Source organism: Streptomyces sp. NPDC093094 (genome assembly GCF_044754345.1).
GTDB lineage: Bacteria > Actinomycetota > Actinomycetes > Streptomycetales > Streptomycetaceae > Streptomyces.
Genome location: NZ_JBIVOX010000003.1, coordinates 31,108 through 49,152, shown reverse-complemented (window position 1 = coordinate 49,152; position 18,045 = coordinate 31,108). Strand labels below are relative to the sequence as shown.

General features: G+C 72.5%; 18 protein-coding genes and 2 pseudogenes. 9 read left to right on the top strand and 11 right to left on the bottom strand.

From position 1 onward, the window contains the following. Positions 1 to 50: 50 nt before the first annotated feature. Positions 51 to 1,220 (bottom strand): elongation factor Tu, encoded by a 1,170-nt coding sequence (gene tuf / locus ACIQGV_RS06230; protein ID WP_402491201.1) that lies wholly within the window; start codon positions 1,218 to 1,220, stop codon positions 51 to 53. A 237-nt stretch (positions 1,221 to 1,457) separates the two neighbouring features. After that, on the bottom strand, positions 1,458 to 2,198 hold the full coding sequence (locus tag ACIQGV_RS06225; protein ID WP_402491198.1) for a DNA alkylation repair protein: 741 nt from the start codon (positions 2,196 to 2,198) through the stop codon (positions 1,458 to 1,460). Between the two features lie 66 nt (positions 2,199 to 2,264). Between ACIQGV_RS06225 and ACIQGV_RS06220 the strand changes: the two genes are divergently transcribed. Beyond that, positions 2,265 to 3,053, top strand: coding sequence for a TVP38/TMEM64 family protein (locus ACIQGV_RS06220; RefSeq protein WP_402491195.1), 789 nt, complete (start codon positions 2,265 to 2,267; stop codon positions 3,051 to 3,053). 114 nt (positions 3,054 to 3,167) lie between these two features. Here the strand turns inward: ACIQGV_RS06220 and ACIQGV_RS06215 are convergent, their stop codons facing one another. Further along, a complete protein-coding gene (locus ACIQGV_RS06215; protein WP_402491192.1) occupies positions 3,168 to 4,337 on the bottom strand; it encodes a thiolase family protein in 1,170 nt (389 codons plus the stop codon). Positions 4,338 to 4,484: 147 nt separating this feature from the next. Between ACIQGV_RS06215 and ACIQGV_RS06210 the strand changes: the two genes are divergently transcribed. Further along, positions 4,485 to 4,952, top strand: coding sequence for a winged helix-turn-helix transcriptional regulator (locus ACIQGV_RS06210; protein WP_402491190.1), 468 nt, complete (start codon positions 4,485 to 4,487; stop codon positions 4,950 to 4,952). Here the strand turns inward: ACIQGV_RS06210 and ACIQGV_RS06205 are convergent. Continuing rightward, entirely contained in the window at positions 4,939 to 5,733 is a 795-nt protein-coding gene (locus ACIQGV_RS06205) for an alpha/beta fold hydrolase (protein WP_402491187.1), read from the bottom strand. The two genes, ACIQGV_RS06210 and ACIQGV_RS06205, sit on opposite strands and share 14 nt — an antisense overlap. A 269-nt stretch (positions 5,734 to 6,002) precedes the next feature. On the opposite strand from ACIQGV_RS06205, the gene ACIQGV_RS06200 reads away from it, so the two are divergent. From ACIQGV_RS06200 to lnt, 4 genes are all read left to right on the top strand, one after another. After that, positions 6,003 to 6,878, top strand: a complete 876-nt coding sequence (locus ACIQGV_RS06200; protein WP_402491185.1) for an undecaprenyl-diphosphate phosphatase — start codon at positions 6,003 to 6,005, stop codon at positions 6,876 to 6,878. Positions 6,879 to 7,437: 559 nt separating this feature from the next. After that, positions 7,438 to 7,620, top strand: a complete 183-nt coding sequence (locus ACIQGV_RS06195; RefSeq protein WP_402491182.1) for a hypothetical protein — start codon at positions 7,438 to 7,440, stop codon at positions 7,618 to 7,620. An 88-nt stretch (positions 7,621 to 7,708) separates the two neighbouring features. Beyond that, entirely contained in the window at positions 7,709 to 8,188 is a 480-nt protein-coding gene (locus tag ACIQGV_RS06190) for a nuclear transport factor 2 family protein (protein WP_402491180.1), read from the top strand. Positions 8,189 to 8,299: 111 nt separating this feature from the next. Further along, positions 8,300 to 9,871 carry an apolipoprotein N-acyltransferase gene (lnt, locus tag ACIQGV_RS06185; protein WP_402491177.1) on the top strand — a complete coding sequence of 524 codons (1,572 nt, stop codon included), beginning with the start codon at positions 8,300 to 8,302 and terminating at the stop codon, positions 9,869 to 9,871. Here the strand turns inward: lnt and ACIQGV_RS06180 are convergent. Next, on the bottom strand, positions 9,789 to 10,700 hold the full coding sequence (locus ACIQGV_RS06180; RefSeq protein WP_402491174.1) for a Gfo/Idh/MocA family protein: 912 nt from the start codon (positions 10,698 to 10,700) through the stop codon (positions 9,789 to 9,791). The genes lnt and ACIQGV_RS06180 overlap by 83 nt on opposite strands. Then, positions 10,672 to 11,532 (bottom strand): annotated as a pseudogene (locus tag ACIQGV_RS06175) (FAD-dependent monooxygenase); the annotation flags it as partial. The pseudogene ACIQGV_RS06175 and the gene ACIQGV_RS06180, both read right to left, overlap by 29 nt. On the opposite strand from ACIQGV_RS06175, the pseudogene ACIQGV_RS06170 reads away from it, so the two are divergent. The 3 genes and pseudogenes from ACIQGV_RS06170 to ACIQGV_RS06160 form a co-directional block, all read left to right on the top strand. Beyond that, a pseudogene (locus tag ACIQGV_RS06170) lies at positions 11,528 to 11,824 on the top strand (TetR/AcrR family transcriptional regulator); the annotation flags it as partial. The pseudogenes ACIQGV_RS06175 and ACIQGV_RS06170 overlap by 5 nt on opposite strands. A gap of 124 nt (positions 11,825 to 11,948) precedes the next feature. Next, complete coding sequence (locus tag ACIQGV_RS06165; RefSeq protein WP_402491171.1) at positions 11,949 to 12,461, top strand: DinB family protein; 513 nt, start codon at positions 11,949 to 11,951, stop codon at positions 12,459 to 12,461. Between the two features lie 112 nt (positions 12,462 to 12,573). Beyond that, positions 12,574 to 13,083: a hypothetical protein gene (locus ACIQGV_RS06160; protein WP_402491170.1), complete on the top strand. Its 510-nt coding sequence runs from the start codon at positions 12,574 to 12,576 to the stop codon at positions 13,081 to 13,083. Positions 13,084 to 13,125: 42 nt separating this feature from the next. Here the strand turns inward: ACIQGV_RS06160 and ACIQGV_RS06155 are convergent, their stop codons facing one another. The 5 genes from ACIQGV_RS06155 to fabG form a co-directional block, all read right to left on the bottom strand. After that, positions 13,126 to 13,650, bottom strand: coding sequence for a hypothetical protein (locus ACIQGV_RS06155; RefSeq protein WP_402491167.1), 525 nt, complete (start codon positions 13,648 to 13,650; stop codon positions 13,126 to 13,128). 138 nt (positions 13,651 to 13,788) lie between these two features. Then, positions 13,789 to 14,475 (bottom strand): uracil-DNA glycosylase, encoded by a 687-nt coding sequence (gene ung, locus ACIQGV_RS06150; protein ID WP_402491164.1) that lies wholly within the window; start codon positions 14,473 to 14,475, stop codon positions 13,789 to 13,791. A 79-nt stretch (positions 14,476 to 14,554) separates the two neighbouring features. Continuing rightward, complete coding sequence (locus tag ACIQGV_RS06145; RefSeq protein WP_402491161.1) at positions 14,555 to 16,138, bottom strand: ABC transporter substrate-binding protein; 1,584 nt, start codon at positions 16,136 to 16,138, stop codon at positions 14,555 to 14,557. A gap of 238 nt (positions 16,139 to 16,376) precedes the next feature. Next, positions 16,377 to 17,138 carry an SDR family oxidoreductase gene (locus ACIQGV_RS06140; protein ID WP_402491158.1) on the bottom strand — a complete coding sequence of 254 codons (762 nt, stop codon included), beginning with the start codon at positions 17,136 to 17,138 and terminating at the stop codon, positions 16,377 to 16,379. Between the two features lie 11 nt (positions 17,139 to 17,149). Next, on the bottom strand, positions 17,150 to 17,911 hold the full coding sequence (gene fabG, locus ACIQGV_RS06135; RefSeq protein ID WP_402491156.1) for a 3-oxoacyl-ACP reductase FabG: 762 nt from the start codon (positions 17,909 to 17,911) through the stop codon (positions 17,150 to 17,152). Positions 17,912 to 18,045: the final 134 nt, after the last annotated feature.

Here is an 18,045-nt window from a genome sequence, read left to right as displayed (position 1 = left end):
ACCGCGCGACCGGCCAGGACGGCCCGCGGTCCCCCGTGCCTCGGCCGCTCTCACAGAACGGCTGTCACGGTCCCGGCCCCGACGGTCCGGCCGCCCTCGCGGATCGCGAAGCCGAGCCCCGCCTCCAGCGGCACGTCCCGCCCCAGCTCGACGGTCATCTCGACCGTGTCCCCGGGCCGGGCGACACCCGCCTCACCGAGGTCGACGTCCCCGACGACGTCCGCCGTACGGATGTGGAACTGCGGCCGGTACCCCGTGGCGACCGGGGTCGTACGGCCTCCCTCGCGCGCGGACAGCACGTGCACCCGCGCGGAGAACCGGCGGCTCGGGGTGACGCTGCCGGGCGCGGCGACGACCTGCCCCCGGCGGACCGTGTCGCGGGCGACCCCCCGCAGGAGCAGCGCCACGCTGTCCCCGGCCTGCGCCTCCTCCATCGGCCGGCCGAACGTCTCCAGTCCGGTGACGACGGTCTCGCCGGCGGCCCCGAGCACCTCGACCCGGTCGCCGACCCTGACGACACCCCGCTCGACCGCGCCGGTCACGACGGTTCCCCGGCCGGTGATGGTGAGCACGTTCTCCACGGACAGCAGGAACGGCGCGTCCAGGTACCGCTCCGGCACGGGCACGTACGTGTCCACCGCGTCGAGCAGCGCCTCGACCGACGCCGTCCAGCGCGGGTCGCCCTCCAGGGCCCTGAGCCCCGACACCCGTACGACGGGCACGGAGTCACCGCCGTAGCCGTGCGCGGTGAGCAGGTCGCGGACCTCCAGCTCGACCAGGTCGATCAGGTCCTCGTCGCCCGCGTCGGCCTTGTTGAGCGCGACCACGACGTGGTTCACGCCCACCTGCCGGGCGAGCAGCACGTGTTCGGCGGTCTGCGGCATGATCCCGTCGAGCGCGGAGACGACGAGGATCGCCCCGTCGAGCTGCGCGGCCCCGGTGACCATGTTCTTGACGTAGTCGGCGTGGCCCGGCATGTCCACGTGCGCGTAGTGCCGGGTGTCGGTCTCGTACTCGACGTGCGCGATGTCGATGGTGATGCCGCGCGCCGCCTCCTCGGGAGCGCGGTCGATGCGGTCGAACGGCACGAAGGTGCCGGTGCCCCGGTCGGCGAGGACCTTGGTGATGGCGGCGGTCAGGGTGGTCTTGCCGTGGTCGACATGACCCATGGTGCCGATGTTCAGATGCGGTTTGGTGCGGACGTACGCGGTCTTGGGCATGGCTGTACCTCGAAGCGTGTGCGAAGGAGAGCGGGACCCCCGGGACCGGCCGACCCTCCCCCTGCGGGGTCCGCCGGACTGTCCGGGAAGGGTCAGCTTCGGGCGCCGTCGGCAGCGGCCGGGAAGATCAGGACGGCAGCCTTCGGGGCATCCGCGACCGCGGATGCCGCAAGGAGGAAGGCGTGCCGGAACATGCCGTAGATCCTGGCCGACGACGCGCCCCGCGTCGAACGGTTTTCACGTCCGGCGGGGCGGTCGGGCGCCGATGTTCTTCAGCGCCTCGCGCACGGACAGCGGGGCGAAGCGCCCGCGCTCACGCGCGAGGAAACCGCGTACGGCCTCCGGGTCGGTCTTGGCGTACTCGCGCAGGGCCCAGCCGATGGCCTTGCGGACGAAGAAGTCGGGGTGGCCGGACTGCCGCAGGCAGTAGCTGAACAGGCGCTCGGTGTCGGTGTGCTCCTTGCGGCGCAGCTGGTGCAGCAGGGCCGCGCGGGCGATCCACAGGTCGTCGTCGACGATCCAGGCGTCCATGTCGGCGGTGAGCGCGGGGTCGGCCGCGACGAGCGTGCCGACGACATGCGCGGCGAGCAGGTCGACGGTGTCCCACCAGGAGACGGTGGCGATCAGCTGCCGGGTCACCGGCAGGAACCCGGAGGAGCAGCGGCCGACGTGACGGCGCAGGTAGTCGACGGCGAAGTAGTGGTACTCGCGCTCCGGCAGCCGCCAGCAGCGCAGCGCGAGCGCGGTCAGGTCGGTCTCGTCGGGGCGGGGCGTGCCCTTGACGACCGTGCGGGACAGAGCGCGCCGCTCGGGGGTGGTCAGGCCCAGGAAGGGGGCCACGTCCTTCATGTACGCGCGCATGGCCACGGCCCGCTCGGGGTCCGCCGCGGCGGCGTAGACGTCGGTCAGCCGTTCCAGCAGGGTGTCGGCCAGAACGCTGGGGGGCACGGCGGCCGGGCCGGCACCTGTGACGCTCATGAGACGAACCAGCTCATGGGACGAACCATACGGCGATCACACACGTCCGTCGGTTAATGTCACCGGATGCTCGATGCCACCACCCGCTCTGGGGGCACCGCCACGGCCTCTCCCCGGGCCGCCGCCACGGAGCTCGCCGTCGTCCCTGTGCCCGTCCCCGCCGGTCTCGCGGGGCGCTGCGGCAGAGCGCTGCTCTCGCCCTGGGCACGTCTGTCGCTGCTCGTGGCGGTGCTCGCGGGCGCCGCGACGGCCGTGCTGCTGTTCGAGCCGCAGCGGCTGCTGTCGGACGGCTGGCCACCCCAGCTGGGCGGTGCCGCGGCGGCGCTGGTGTTCGCCGCGGCGTACGGACTGTGCACGGTGGCGTTCGTGCCGCGGCCGCTGCTGAACCTCGCCGCGGGGGCGCTGTTCGGCACCCAGCTGGGGCTGGGCGCGGCCGTGGCGGGCACGGTGCTCGGCGCCGGGGTCGCCTTCGGCCTGGGCCGGGTCCTCGGCCAGGACGCGCTGCGTCCGCTGGTGCGGGGCCGGCTGCTGACGGCCGCGGACGGGCAGCTCAGCCGGCACGGGTTCCGCTCGATGCTGGCGGTGCGGCTGTTCCCCGGGGTGCCGTTCTCGGCGGCGAACTACTGCGCCGCGGTGTCCCGGATGGGCTGGCTGCCGTTTCTGCTGGCGACAGCCCTCGGGTCGGTCCCGAACACCGCCGCCTACGTCGTCGCGGGCGCGCGTGCCTCCACCCCCACCTCCCCGGCCTTCCTGATCGCGATGGCCTGCATCGCCGTACCGGCGCTCGCGGGTGCGGTGGTGGCCTGGCGCAAGCGCCATCAGCTGCGCGGACGCCGGGTCCCGGCGTCGCAGTGACCACCCGGTGACCGGTCCGGCCCCCCGGACCGGACCAAGAGGCCGGAGCGGCCCGGGGAATCGGACCGCTCCGGGGAATCGGACCGCTCCGGGAAATCGGACCGCTCCGGCGGATCAGACCGCTTCGATGATCATCGCGTTGGCCAGGCCGCCCGCCTCGCACATCGTCTGGAGCCCGTAGCGGGCGCCGCGCTCGCGCAGGGCGTGCACCAGGGTCGTGGTCAGCCGGGTGCCGCTGGCGCCGAGCGGGTGGCCGAGCGCGATGGCCCCGCCGTGCACATTGACCTTGGCGAGGTCGGCGCCGGTCTCCTGCTGCCAGGCAAGGACGACGCTGGAGAACGCCTCGTTGACCTCGAACAGGTCGATGTCGTCGAGGGCCAGCCCGGCCCGGCGCAGCACCTTCTCGGTGGCCGGGACGACGCCGGTGAGCATCAGCAGCGGGTCGGATCCGGTGACGGCGAAGCTGTGCAGCCTGGCGAGGGGGCGCAGTCCGAGGCGGGCCGCGGTCTCGCCGGAGGTGATCAGGACGGCGGAGGCACCGTCGTTGACCGGGCTGGCGTTGCCCGCGGTGACGTTCCACTCGATCTGCGGGAACCGCTCGGCGAAGGCGGGGTCGTGGTAGGCGGACTTCAGCCCGGCGAGGATCTCCGGGGTGGTTCCCGGGCGTACGCACTCGTCGCGCGAGACGCCCTCCAGGGGCGCCACCTCGGCGTCGAAGAGGCCGCTGTCCCAGGCGGCGGCCGCCTTGTGGTGCGAGGCGGCGGCGAAGGCGTCCATCCGTTCCCGGGTGAGGGACCACTTGGCGGCGATCAGTTCGGCGCTGATGCCCTGCGGGACCAGCCCGTCGGGATAGCGCTCGGCGACGCCGGGGCCGAAGGGGTCGGCGCCGGGCGGCACGTTGGACCACATCGGCACGCGGCTCATGGACTCCACCCCGCAGGCGACCGCGATGTCGTACGCGCCCGAGAGGACGCCCTGGGCGGCGAAGTGCACGGCCTGCTGGGAGGAGCCGCACTGGCGGTCCACCGTGGTCGCCGGGACGGACTCGGGCAGGCCCGCCGACAGCACGGCGTAGCGAGTGGTGTTCATGGCTTGCTCGCCGACCTGGTCGACGGTGCCGCCGATGACGTCGTCGATCAGGGCGGGGTCGACGCCGGAGCGCTCGACGAGGGTGCGCAGGGTGTGGGCGAGGAGTTCGACGGGGTGGACGTGGGCGAGGGAGCCCTGGGGCCTGCCCTTGCCGATGGGGGTGCGTACGGCTTCGACGATCACTGCGTCACGCATGTGCGGGGCCTCCTGTGAGGGCAGGGGCGGCCGGTCGGTGCCGCCGGGGTGCTGTGCGGCGACCGGCACGATTACCGGTGAGTAGGAAATCCGAACTCACCATAGCGTTGCGAGTTGGAAAATCAAACCCTCACGTAGACTCGGCGCATGGCCGCCACCAAGGACCCCCGCCCCTGCTCCATCGCCGACACCCTGGCGCTGGTCGGCGAGAAGTACTCCCTGCTCGTGCTGCGCGAGGTCTGCCTGGGCAACCGGCGCTTCGACCAGCTCGTGCGCAACATCGGCGCCCCGCGCGACGTCCTGACCACCCGCCTGCGCCGCCTCGTGGACGCGGGGATCCTCGTCAAGCACGCCTACAGCGAGCGCCCGCAGCGTTTCGAGTACCGGCCGACCCCGGCGGGGCTCGAACTGGAGCCGCTCCTGATGATCCTCAAGGAATGGGGCGACCGGCATCTGCGCCCGGACGACCGCCCGATGGTGGTCGAGCACAGCTGCGGCCGCGAACTGGTCCCGGTCGTCACCTGCGGGGCCTGCGGCGAGGAGGTCCGGCACGAGGACCTGACCGCCCGTCCGCAGAGTCCCGGCTGGACCCTGTCGGGACCTACAGCGGCCTGAGGGAGTGCAGGAAGGCGCGGACCGCCCGGTCGAAGTCCTCCGGCGCCTCCAGGTTGCTCATGTGCCCCGCGCCGGGCAGCACCACGAGCCGCGCGCCCTCGATCGCCTCCAGCAGGGCCCGCGCCACGTCCAGCGGCGACCGCTCGTCCCGCTCGCCCCACAGGAGCAGGGTCGGCACGGCGATCCGCGGCAGCACATCGCGCTCGTCGGCCTCGGCCATCAGGGCCAGCTCGGCCCCCATGGTCTCGGGGCGCACGTCACGCGCCATGGCGTCGAGCAGCGCGGCGAACCGGGCGGGCGGGCCGTCCGCGAACAGCCCCGGCAGGGTCGGATCGAACTCCTCCCGCGGCACCGCGAGCATCCGCCGCGCGCCCTCGACCCGTGCCGCGACCTCCTCCGGCGGCAGCGAGCCCTTCCAGCCCGCGTAGGTGTCCACCAGGATCAGCGACCGCACCAGTTCGGGGTGATGCCGGTACAGCTCCAGCACGACCGTCCCGCCCCAGGACAGCCCGGCCGCATGGGCCGGGCCGAGCCCCAGCTCCTCGACCAGCGCGGCCAGGCAGTGGGCGAAGTCCGCGAGGCCGAACCCCTCCGGCAGATCCGAGGAGCGCCCGGCGCCGGGCTCGTCCCAGACCACGACCGTGAACTCGCCGGCCAGACCGTCCGGCTGCGGCCGCCACATCCGGCCGTCGGCACCCGCCCCGTGCACGAGCAGCAACGGCGGCCCGTGCCCCACACGCGTGTAGGCGACATCGACGCCACCCACCTGTACGGAGGCCATGACACCAGGCTAGGCACCTCCCCGGCACCCGGCACGGCGGCGCCGGGGAGGGGCTGGCGCTCACCAGGGGTGCTCCTCCGGACGGACGGCGCCCCGGCTGAGCGTCGGCACCCGGAACCGATCATCGGACGATCATTCCCGCGGGCCCTGCGTCCGCCCCCGTCACCCGAGGGCGCTACGCTGCCCCTCAACACACCGGACCCCCGCGCACGGGGGTCCGCTGTGTCCGTCGCCCGTTGCACGATCGGCACTTGGACTCCGTAACTTTCATGTCTTGGTTCGAATCACTCATCCTCGGACTCGTCCAGGGGCTGACCGAGTTCCTTCCCGTCTCCTCCAGCGCGCATCTGCGGCTGACCGCGGCCTTCTCGGGCTGGGAGGACCCAGGAGCGGCCTTCACGGCGATCACGCAGATCGGCACGGAGGCAGCGGTGCTGATCTACTTCCGCAAGGACATCGGCCGGATCCTGTCGGCGTGGTCGCGCTCGCTGTTCGACAAGGCGTGGCGCAAGAACCACGACGCGCAGATGGGCTGGCTGGTGATCGTCGGCTCGATCCCGATCGGCGTGCTCGGCGTGACGCTGAAGGACCAGATCGAGGGGCCGTTCCGTGATCTGCGGGTCACCGCGACCATGCTGATCGTCGTCGGCATCGTCATCGGCGTCGCCGACCGGCTCGCGGCACGCGACGAGGAGGGCGGCCGGCACCGTGCCGCGCGGAGCCGCAAGACCCTTCAGGAGCTCGGCGTCCGCGACGGCCTGATCTTCGGCCTCTGCCAGGCATGCGCCCTCATCCCGGGCGTCTCCCGCTCCGGCGCCACGATCAGCGGCGGCCTGTTCATGGGCTACCAGCGCGAGGCCGCGGCCCGCTACTCCTTCCTGCTCGCGATCCCGGCGGTGCTCGCCTCCGGCACGTTCGAGCTGAAGGACGCGATGGAGGGCGGCCACGTCTCCTGGGGCCCGACGATCTTCGCCACGATCATCGCCTTCGCGACGGGATACGCCGTGATCGCATGGTTCATGAAGTACATCTCCACCAAGAGCTTCATGCCCTTCGTCTGGTACCGCATCATCCTGGGTGTGGTGCTGATCGGCCTGGTCATCACAGGTGTGCTCAGTCCGCACGCCGCCGAATCCGCCGGCTGACCGGGTTGCCGGGCCGCTGTCTGCCGCTGTCGGCGCCTGGCGGGCGGCAGCGGAATCCAGCAGTCGTCCGCGGCCTCTTCCCGTGATCGGCTCCCGGTCGACTCCCACCCCTCCCGGCCGAGGGAACGCGAAAGGCCCCCGCGAGCTTCGCTCCGCGGGGGCCTTTCGCGTGGAGGCCGAGACCGGGCCACCCAGAGACTCCCGCGGCATCACGCCGCAGGGAGCCCCGGCCGTCGCACGTCAGGATGGCCCGCCGACCCGGTGAACTCGACCTGAACACGATCCTCGCCGCGCGTCGCGCCGCCTTCACTGAGGCATCCGTACGGTGCGGTTCCGGCCGGTGCCACGGCGGCGATCCCCCCGGTCCCCGCGATCACCAGGCCGGACACCTCGCGGCGGTACGGCGCCTTCCCGCCACGGCCGCCCGGCACGGGCACGCGCCACCGCACGGACGCGCTGAGCAGACGGTCAGTACCGGCACATGCACGTGGCCGATCCCATACCGTCCGCGTAGCCGTTCGGTAGCGCTCTGTCAGTGCTTGCCCCTAGGCTTGCCCGCATGTCCCCCGAATCCGAGGCCCCTGGTTCCGTGCGCTCCGCGGCGGAGGTCAACGAGCGGATCCGCGCGCTGTGGCGGCGCGCGGGCGGCTCGCTGTCCGCCCAACAGCGCGCGGAGTACGAGCTGTTGGTGGTCGCGTGGGCCGAGGCCGTACGCGACGAGGTCATGGAGGCGGCCGCCTGAGGCGGCCGCGGCCACCGGGCCCGGGGTGCCGGGGCAAACCCCCGTCACACCCCTTGGCTCCTCGTCCCTGCGGCCCGACACTGAGCCGATGACGCAGCGCGTGGAGCTCGCGACCGTGATGGACCGGCTGGCCGTGGACGGGCTGATCACCGACTACGCCGTGGCCGTGGACGACGGGGACTGGGAGGCGTACCGGGCGCTGTTCGCCCCGGAGGGACGGGCCGACTACCGGTCGGCCGGCGGCATCGAGGGAGCTGCGCGAGAGATCTCCGCATGGCTGGCGGAGAGCCTGCGGGTGTTCCCGATGCGCCAGCACCTGATCGTCAACCGACGGGTGCGGTTCGGGATCCTGGAACGCGACACCGGCGACACCGCCCGGGTCCAGGCCGACTACATCAACCCCATGGGCCGGCTCGGGGACGGTTCGGCCCCGCCGGACCTCGTGTGCGGCGGCCGGTACGCGTTCGGCCTGCTCAGGACGGACGACGGCTGGCGGCTGCGCGAGGTGATCGTGCGCGAGAAATGGCGGCGCCTGCCGGACCGCCCCGGGACTCCTGTGATCAACTGAGCCGACCGGCCCGCTCTCCGCACGGCGCCGGGCACCCGGCTGCCCGGCGCCCCCTGTACCGAGATCGTCGGCGGGGTGACACTGGAGGCCCTCGGGGTAGGGAGACGCCGTATGAGGACGTTCGGCCGTTGGCTCACCTCCCCCTGGCGGCGCTCGGCGCTCGCCGCACTCGCCGGGGCCCTGCCCATGCTCGCCTTCCCGGCACCGGCGCTGTGGTGGTTCGCGCCCGTCGCGCTGGTGCCGTGGATCCTGCTGGCGCGCTCGGCGCCGACCGCGCGCAGAGCGGCGTACGACGGCTGGTGGGGCGGGTTCGGCTTCATGCTGGCCGTGCATCACTGGCTGGTGCCGAGTCTTCATGTGTTCACGTTCGTCATCGCTGCTCTGCTGGGCGCGCTGTGGGCGCCCTGGGGTCTGCTGGTGCGGCGCTGTCTGGCCGGTGAGCCGCGGCCCCGCCGGGTCGCCGTCGCGCTGCTCGCCCTGCCCTCGGCCTGGCTGGCCGTGGAGCTGGTGCGGTCCTGGCAGGGGCTGGGCGGGCCGTGGGGCATGCTCGGCGCCAGTCAGTGGCAGGTGGCGCCCGCGCTGCGGCTGGCGTCGGTCGGCGGTGTGTGGCTGCTGAGCCTGCTGCTGGTGGCCGTGAACACCGCCGTCGCGGTCCTGATCGTGGTGCGGGCCGCCCGGCTGCCCGCGCTCGCCGCGCTGCTCGCCGTGGCCGCCGCGACCTCGGCGGCGTGGCTGTGGGCGCCCCGTCCCAAGGTGACGGACCGGGTCAGGATCGCCGTCGTGCAGCCGGGGATGATCGGGGGCGACGCCGGCGGGGACCGTCGCTTCGACCGCGAGGAGCAGCTCACCCGCACGCTCGCCGGGAGGAACCCGGACCTGATCGTCTGGGGCGAGAGCAGCGTCGGCTTCGATCTGGGCGACCGGCCCGATCTGGCCCGCCGGCTCTCGGCGCTGTCCCGGGCGACCGGCGCCGGCATCCTGGTCAATGTCGACGCCCGGCGCTCGGACCGGCCCGGGATCTACAAGAGTTCCGTCCTGGTCGGTCCCGACGGCCTCACCGGCGACCGGTACGACAAGATGCGCCTGGTGCCGTTCGGCGAGTACGTGCCCGCCCGCTCCCTGCTCGGCTGGGCCACCTCCGTGGGCAAGGCGGCGGGCGAGGACCGCAGGCGCGGCACCGAGCAGGTGGTGATGGACGTCGGCGGGCTCAGGACCGGCCCGATGGTCTGCTTCGAGTCGGCGTTCCCGGACATGAGCCGCCGGCTGGTGAGGGACGGCGCACAGGTGCTGATCGCCCAGTCGGCGACCTCGACGTTCCAGCACAGCTGGGCGCCGGAGCAGCATGCGTCGCTGGCCGCGCTGCGCGCCGCCGAGAGCGGCCGGCCGATGGTGCACGCGACCCTGACCGGCGTCTCCGCGGTGTACGGCCCGGACGGCGCCCGCGCCGGCTCGTGGCTCGGCACGGAGGCGAGCGCCACGCGGGTGTACGAGGTGCCGCTGGCGTACGGCACCACGCCCTACGTCCGGTTCGGCGACTGGCCGGTCCACGCGGCCCTGCTCGTGCTCGGGGCGCTGTGCGTGGCGGAGTGCGTAAGGGCGCTCAGACCGCGCCGGAACGCTCCTGAACCGCTCGTACCACCCGCTCGCACAGCTCGTGAGTGGCCAGCGCGTCCCGCGCGCTGAGCGCCTTGCCCGCGCGGACGGCGTCGAGGAAGCCCAGCACGGCCTGCTCGATGCCGCGCTGACGGGCCACCGGCACCCAGTCCCCGCGCCGCCGCACGGTCGGCTGGCCCTTGTGGTCGATCACCTCGGCGAGGTTGAGCACCTGCCGCTTGCTGTCCTGTCCGGAGACCTCCAGGATCTCCTCGGTCGAGCCGCTGAGCCGGTTCATCACGCCGAGCGCGGTGAAGCCGTCACCGGCGAGCTGGAGCACCACGTGGTGGAGCAGCCCGTCCTCGACCCGGGCGCGGACCGTCACGTCGTCGACCGGGCCGGGTACGAGGAAGCGCAGGGTGTCGACGACGTGGATGAAGTCGTCGAGGATCATCGAGCGCGTCTCCTCGGGCAGCCCGACGCGGTTCTTCTGCATCAGGATCAGCTCACGCGGATGGTCCGCGCACTGGGCGTACGCGGGCGCGCAGCGCCGGTTGAAGCCGACCGCCAGTGACACGCCCCGTTCCTCGGCGAGCCGCACGAGCCGCTCGGAGTCGGCGAGTTCGTAGGCCAGCGGCTTGTCGACGTAGGTCGGTACGCCCGCTTCCAGCAGCCGGGTGACGATCTGCGGGTGCACGGAGGTCGGGGCGTGCACGAACGCCGCGTCGAGCCCCTGCGCGAGCAGGCCGTCGAGATCCGCGTGCCGCTGCCCCGCGGGCAGGTGCAGGCTGTCGCCGACCCGGTCGAGGGTGGCCGGGGTACGGGTCTGGAGGTGCAGCTCGATCCCCGGCAGGCTTCCGAGCACCGGCAGGTACGCCTTCTGCGCGATGTCACCGAGTCCGATGCAGCCGACCTTCACAGGTACTCCTCCAGCGCTTGTCTGCCGTGGTCTGCTCGGCAGCATACGGGGCCTGCGGCAGGCGCCAGTCGGCGATTCCGTCGAAGGACCGCAGGAACAGCGCGGGCCCGGCGGCCGACAGCCCCGCGATCAGCGTGTCGCGCACGGCCCCCAGCGTGCGGCTGGGTGTCATGTTGAGGCGGGCGACCCGGACGGCCCGGCGGGCGATCTCCGTCGTGCGCGGGAGGCGGGCGGCGCTGTAGGCGGGCAGGTCGTCGGCGTGGTGGGCCAGGACGACGGCGTCCTCGACGGCCTGGTTGCCGCCCTGCCCGAGGGCCGGCGGCATGGCGTGGGCGGCGTCGCCGACGAGGGCGACCCGGCCGTGGTGGTGGGCGGGCAGCGGCGTGGCGATGTGGTGGACGTCGTGGCGCAGGACGTCCTCGGGCCGGGCGGCGGCGAGGATCGCGGGGATCGGGTCGTGCCAGTCGCCGTAGCGGCGCAGCAGTTCGGCCCGTTCGTCGTCGGGCGCGTGCTCCCCCGCCGGGGCCGGGGCGGCGCCGTAGGCGTAGACCCTGCCGTCCTTGAGCGGGTGGCTGCCCCAGATGCGGCCGCGGCCCCAGGTCTCGTGCGAGGCGAACTGCGCGCCGGGCACGGGGATCACGAGCCGCCAGGTGGTGAAGCCGAAGTGGACGGGGCCGGGGTGCGCCGGGAACAGCGTGGCGCGTGCGGCCGAGCGGATGCCGTCGGCGGCCACCACCAGACCGGCCTCCAGGTCGCCGTCGGGTGTGGAGACGCGGGCGGGGCGGTGGTCGTCCCCGGGGTCGGTGACCGTGGCGGCGGCGCCGGTACTGACCCTGGCCCGCTACGAACTGGCCCTGGAGGCCACCCGGCGCCCGGAACTGCGCGCCTTCTTCGACGCCACCGGCGCGGTCTTCCGTGAACAGCTCAGGGGCCTCGTCGTCGCGATGGGCTCGACCGCGCCGGAGCGGCATGTGCTGTCGCTGGTCGCCTGGGCGGACGGGCTGCTGTTCTCCTGTGTGGCGGGATCCTTCAACGCCGAGGTGCCGGACCTGGACGAGGTGCGGACCGGGCTGCGCGAACTGCTCGACGGCCTGCTCGGCTCCCGCCGGGACGGCCCTCGGTGAGAGGCCGCCCTTGAGACCCTCGGTGAGAGGCCGCCCCCGGGGAGCCCGGCGAGAGGCCGCCCCGGGAGACGGCCTTCGGTGAAAAGGCATGGAAGCACTCACCGCGGTGGGCGATCATCGGGGCATGGCCATCGAGCGCACCATGCCCTCCGGGAACGCCGGCGAACGGGACATGCTGGAGGGCTGGCTGGAGTTCCACCGGCAGACCCTCGCCCGCAAGTGCGAGGGTCTGACCGACGAACAGCTGCGCACGGCATCGGTCCGGCCCTCCAGGCTGACGCTGCTGGGGCTCGTCCGGCACATGGCGGAGGTGGAACGGATCTGGTTCCGCAAGGTCCTGCGCGACGAGTCCGCCGCGCCGATCTGGTTCAGCGAGGAGGACCCCGACGGCGAGTTCCACCTCACCGAGGCGGACACCTGGGCCCACGCCCACGCCGTCTGGCGGGCCGAGATCGAGGCCGCCCGGCGCAACGCCGCCGCGTTCGGCCTCGACGACCTCGCCGAGGGACGCACCCGGCACAGCGACATGCCGCCCAGCCTGCGCTGGATCTACACCCACATGATCGAGGAGTACGCCCGCCACAACGGGCACGCCGACCTGCTCCGCGAGCGCCTCGACGGCGCCACCGGCTTCTGACGTCACCCGAGAGGCGGCCGCGCCCTCCGTACGGGGCGGGAGATCACCCGTGCGGGGCATCCTGCGCCTGTCCGCCGTCCGGAACGGGGGCCGACACAGCAGAGTTGCGCGGGTGCATCGAACGACGACCACCGCAACGCTCCTGGTCACCGTGGCCGTGTCGGCCCTCACGGGCTGTGTGACGGTCCAGCGCCCGCCCACGGCCGGGCCCCCGGCGGCACCGTCCCAGCCGGCCGTGCCGCACGCGGACGGCCGCGCGGGGCCGCAGGTCGTGCAGGCACCGGCCCGTGAGGCCCTGGAAGCGGCGGGCAGCGGCCGGACCCCGGCGCCTCAGCCGTCGTCCGGGCCGAGCGGCCCCGGCGCGCAGCGGTCCGCACCGCGCGGTGCCGTCGCCGAGCCGCCGCCCCGTGCCCCTCACCCGGAGCGGCCCCGCGGGCACGTCCAGCCCCGCCCGGACGAACCGCGGCACTCTCGCGACCAGGCGCCCGCGCCGCGGATCCCGGAGGGCCTCAGGGAGTCGGTCCGCCGGAACGCCGACGTCTGCGCCCTCGGCAGGAAGTACGGCGGCTGGCGGGCCGGCAGCCCGGAGACGGTGGCCTGCGAACGGGCCTACGGCCGCTGACCGCGGGGCCCGGCGCACACCCGGACCCGACGCGCACGAGCCCTACGGCCGTCGGCGCGGTGGCCGGCCCTCCCCCGGTGTGCCGTCCCCGCCCTCCCGGTCCAGCCGTAGCTCCAGCCGGCCGATGGCCGCGCGGACCCCGTCGCCGTACATGTCGTCGGCCAGGGCCTCGGAGGCGTGCCGGGCCCGCCGGAGATGGACACGGGCCGCGTCGGGCCGCCCGAGTTTCACATAGTCCGCGGCGAGGTTCAGATGCAGCGAGGGATACAGCGCGCGGACCGCGGGCGCTCCCTGGTGGGAGGCGAGGCGGTCGTCCGTGAGCTCCTCGGCGGCCGTGAGCGCCCGCAGGTCCCAGGCCAGTTCGGCGTCGGGGTCGTCCTGGGTGTCGGCCATGTAGTGGGCGAGTGTGCAGCGGTGCAGCGGGTCGCCGTGCGCGCCGATCTCCGCCCACAGGGTGAGGAAACGGCCGCGCGCCTCTTCCCGGTCGCCCGCGTGATGCAGCATCACGACCTGACCGATCCGTGTCATCACGGCGTCCGGCGCCGCCTGCTCCTGTCGCTCCGCCACCGGGTCCTCCGCAGTCTCCCCGACACATCTCCGGTCAGAACGCTTCGAACGCTAACCGCAGCGGGCCCGGATCCCGGCCAGGCGGGACCGTACGGCACCGGGCCGGCCCAGCGAGGGACCGGCCCGGCGGGCGCCGGATCAGCCGGCGAGGTTCGGGATGCGCCAGTCGATCGCGGTGTGGCCCTGGGCCGCCACCGCCGCGTCGATCTGGGTGAAGGGACGGGAGCCGAAGAACTTCTTCGCCGACAGCGGCGAGGGGTGGGCGCCCTTCACCACGACGTGCCGGCTCTCGTCGATCAGCGGGAGCTTCTTCTGCGCGTAGTTCCCCCACAGCACGAAGACCGCCGGGTCGGGCCGGTCGGCCACCGCGCAGATCACCGCGTCGGTGAACTTCTCCCAGCCCTTGTTCTTGTGGGAGTTGGCCTCACCGGCACGGACGGTGAGCACCGCGTTGAGCAGCAGGACGCCCTGGCGGGCCCACGGCATCAGATAGCCGTTGTCCGGGACGGGCAGGCCCAGCTCCTCCTGCATCTCCTTGTAGATGTTGCGCAGGGACGGCGGGGTCTTCACCCCCGGCCGCACCGAGAAGCACAGGCCGTGGCCCTGGCCCTCGCCGTGGTACGGGTCCTGGCCCAGGACGAGAACCTTCACCTGGTCGAAGGGCGTCGCGTCCAGCGCGGCGAACACCTCCTCGCGCGGCGGGTAGACGGGACCCTTCGCCCGCTCCTCCTCGACGAACTCGGTCAGCTCCTTGAAGTAGGGCTGCTGCAGCTCGTCGCCCAGGACCCCGCGCCAGGACTCGGGCAGCATGGCGGTGTCGGTCACGTCAACTTCCTTACGGTGTGCGGTCGGTTCCAGCACTCAGAACCTACAGGGGCCCACTGACAACGGGCCCCTGAACCGGCTACCAGCTGGTCTTGCGGTGCAGCGCCCACATCATCATGATCGTCGACGGGTCCAGCGCCTGGGCCCCGCCGGAGATCTCCCCGCTGGCGGCGACGTACGCCTTGCCCTGCCACAGCGGGATCAGCCGGGCGTCGTTGACGAGGATCTGCTGGGCCTGCTCGAAGTCCCGCACGACCTGCCCGCGGTCGCTCTCGCGGCGGGAGCGGGGCAGCAGCACGCCGGTGATCTCGGGCGCCGGGTAGGGCGTGCCGAGAGCGTTGTCCTTGCCGACGAAGGGGGCGATGAAGTTGTCCGCGTCCGGGAAGTCGGGGAACCAGCCACGGCCGAACACCGGGTACTCGCCCTTCTGGTAGCCCTCGACGTAGGTCTTCCAGGGGCGGCTCTTGAGGGTGATCTCGAACAGGCCGGACTCCTCCAGCTGCCGCTTGAGCTCCTTGAACATCACCGCGGTCTCCGAGCCGTAACGGTCGGTGGCGTACCAGAAGGTGAGCGGGACCTTCTCGGTGATGCCGCCCCTGGTGAGGAGCTCGCGGGCCTTGCCGGCGTCGGGGTCGCCGTAGTCGTCGAAGAAGCCGGTCGTGTGGCCGGTCAGACCGGTGGGGACCATGGAGTACAGCGGGTCCACGGTGTCCTTGTAGATCTTGTGCGCGATCGCCGGCCGGTTGATGATCTGGGCGACGGCCTTGCGCACCGCCTCCTTGCCCGCCCACTTGTCCGCGGGGTTGAACACCAGGTAGCTGATGTCGGTGCCGGTTCCCTCGAGGAGCTGGAGGTCCTCGTCGGCGTCCTTGCTCTGCAGGTCGACGATGTCGTCGGCGGCGAGACCGCGGTAGGTGACGTCGATGCTCTGGTCGCGCAGGGCCTTGACCATGGTGGACGAGTCCTGGAAGTAGCGGATCGTCACCGCGTCGTTGCGGCGTTCCGCGCTGCCCTTGTAGCGGTCGTTGCGGACGAGTTCGGCCTTGTCGTTCTCGGAGTACGACTGGAGCGTGTACGGGCCGGAACCCGTCACACGGCCTTCGCTGTCGCGCAGCTCGTCCGCCGGGTAGTCCGCGGGGTCGACGATCGACAGGGCCGGGGTGGCCAGCACGAACGGGAAGGTGGCGTCGGCCGTCTTCAGCTGGAAGAGGACCTCCTGGTCGCCGCGGGTCTCCACGCGGTCCAGGCTGCCCAGCAGTCCGGCGGGGCCGGAGGGCGCCTTGATCTTGAGGATCCGGTCGACGGAGTGTTTGACGGCTGCGGCGTCCAGGGAATGTCCGTTGGAGAACTTCAGCCCGTCGCGCAGCTTGCAGCGGTAGGTGCGGTTCGTGGTGTCCGTGAAGGCGCATTTCTCGGCGGCGTCGGGCTCGGGAACGGTCGCGCCGTCGGGGTAGCTGAGCAGGGTCTGGTAGACGTTTCGGAACAGCTCCCAGGAGCCGTCCCACGAAGCGGCCGGATCCAACGTGCTGGGGGCACTGGTGGTCCCCACCACGATCGGTCCCTGGCTGTCGTCACTGCCGTCCGAGAACAGGCTGCATCCGGTCACCAGGGATATGGACGCGATCGCTGCGATTGTCCGCAGGTATCGGTTCCGGTTGAACACGCGCACGCTCCTCGATCTGCCATACCAAGGGTCGGCAGACCCTATCGCAGCGTTCGCATCGGGTGGAGTGTCCGTTCGGGAGCAACTTGATCACTTCGGCGGTGACTACGTTGTCATGGCCCTGTGAGCTGCTGAAGAACGACACGGGCGCCGTTTCCGTAAACCGGAAATCCGTCACGACGGAGGTCCGGAGGAAACGGCGCCCGGGTCCGGGAGCGCCCGCGCGGGGGTCAGCCGCTCACGCGACACCGGCGTTGAGGAAGATTCCGCCGTCCACCACGAGCGTCTGTCCGGTGACCCAGTCGGACTGCCCGGAGGTGAGGAAAGCGGCCGCGCCGCCGATGTCCGAGGGCACGCCGAGCCGGCCGAGCGGGTAGGCCGCGGCGGCCTCCGCCTCCCGGCCCTCGTACAGGGCCTGGGCGAACTTGGTCTTCACCACGGCCGGGGCGATGGCGTTGACCCGCACCTTGGGCGCGAACTCGTGCGCGAGCTGGATCGTCAGGTTGATCATCGCGGCCTTGCTCACGCCGTAGGCGCCGATGAAGGGCGAGGGCGAGAGGCCCGCGACGGAGGCGATGTTGACGATCGCGCCGCCGTTGTCCTTCTGCCAGGCGTGCCAGGTGCGCTGGGCGAAGCCGAGCGCCGAGATCACGTTGGTCTCGAAGACCTTGCGCGCCACGTTGAGGTCGAGGTCGGCGATCGGGCCGAACACGGGGTTCGTCCCGGCGTTGTTGACCAGGAAGTCGACGCGGCCGAACGCCTCCATGGTGCGCTCGACCGCGACGGCCTGATGGGCCTCGTCGTGGGCCTTGCCGGCGACGCCGATGACGCGGTCGGCGCCGAGCTTGTCGACGGCCTCCTTCAGGGCGTCCTCGTTGCGGCCGGTGATGCACACACGGTCGCCGCGGGCGACGAGCGCCTCGGCGACGCCGTAGCCGATGCCGCGGCTGGCGCCCGTGACGAGGGCGACCTTGCCGGAGAGTTCGGGAAGTCCAGTCATGTCCGTGATCCCTAGTCGAGCGGTCCGCCGGCGACGTACAGCACCTGGCCGGAGACGAATCCGGCCGCCTCGCCGGTGAAGAAGGCGACGGCGTTGGCGATGTCGTCGGGCTCGCCGACCCGCGCCACGGGGATCATCGTGGCGGCCGCGGCCTTGAAGTCCTCGAAGCCCATGCCGACGCGCTCGGCGGTGGCCGCCGTCATGTCGGTGGCGATGAAGCCGGGGGCGACGGCGTTGGCGGTGATGCCGAACTTGCCGAGCTCCTTGGCCAGGGTCTTGGTGAAGCCCTGCAGACCGGCCTTGGCGGCGGAGTAGTTGGCCTGGCCGCGGTTGCCGAGCGCGGAGGACGAGGAGAGGTTGACGATACGGCCGAAGCCGGCGTCGACCATGTGCTTCTGGATGGCGCGGGTCATCAGGAACGAGCCCTTGAGGTGCACGTTCATGACGGTGTCCCAGTCGGAGACGCTCATCTTGAACAGCAGGTTGTCGCGCAGGACGCCCGCGTTGTTCACGAGGATCGTGGGTGCGCCCAGTTCGTCGGCGACCCGCGCGATCGCCGCCTCGACCTGCGCCTCGTCGGAGACGTCCGCGCCGATGGCGACGGCCCTGCCGCCCGCCGCGGTGATCTTCTCCACGGTGTCCTTGCAGGCGGCCTCGTCGAGGTCGATCACCGCGACGGCGTGACCCTCGGCCGCGAGCCGTACGGCGGTGGCGGCGCCGATGCCGCGCGCGGCACCGGTGACTACTGCGACCCGCTGCTCAGTGGTGGACATTGCTGGATCTCCTCGCCCTTGAGAGAACGTGACGTGCGGTGAGCGACCGCTTAGTACCTTCAGCTGACGTGACGCTAGAAGCCCTGGCACCCCGTGTCAACGTCCCACGGGCCCATGTGATCCATTCCCCGCCA